1 protein-coding gene is annotated in these 299 nt (G+C 36.8%); it reads right to left on the bottom strand.

Translation table 11 applies throughout. From position 1 onward, the window contains the following. Window positions 1-126: 126 nt before the first annotated feature. Window positions 127-279 carry a hypothetical protein gene (locus tag D0T50_RS13585; RefSeq protein ID WP_163224056.1) on the bottom strand — a complete coding sequence of 51 codons (153 nt, stop codon included), beginning with the start codon at window positions 277-279 and terminating at the stop codon, window positions 127-129. Window positions 280-299: the final 20 nt, after the last annotated feature.

Genomic DNA, 299 nt, shown 5'->3' with positions numbered 1-299 from the left:
AATGTACTGGAAATCAACTAAGTATTTTATTGATACAACTCTGCTTTGGCTTAACCATTCTACATGTTTTTCAATAGGGCAATAAAATGTGCAGAAGCTTCGGGGTTGGTGAAGTCATAACAAGCGCTATACCCATTCCACCATTTTAGTAAAGCGGCTATCCACCAAACCATTCCACAGTACCAACTCTTGGTCTATATTCTTTATATCGGTTGTACGAGAAGACTGGCAAGATGCCAATATGCACAGTAGTAATGCGTAAATTGGTTTTGTATTCATATGTTAGTATTTGTTTTGTT

It is taken from the genome of Bacteroides sp. 214, assembly GCF_010501015.1.
Taxonomy (GTDB): Bacteria; Bacteroidota; Bacteroidia; order Bacteroidales; family Bacteroidaceae; genus Bacteroides.
Note: the sequence above shows the minus strand (reverse complement) of the source record. Positions and strands in the feature narration are given on the sequence as shown.

What these genes read in the sequence shown, in the direction of transcription:
- D0T50_RS13585 (WP_163224056.1), bottom strand. Translation starts at nt 279, where the DNA reads ATGAATACAAAACCAATTTACGCATTACTACTGTGCATATTGGCATCT.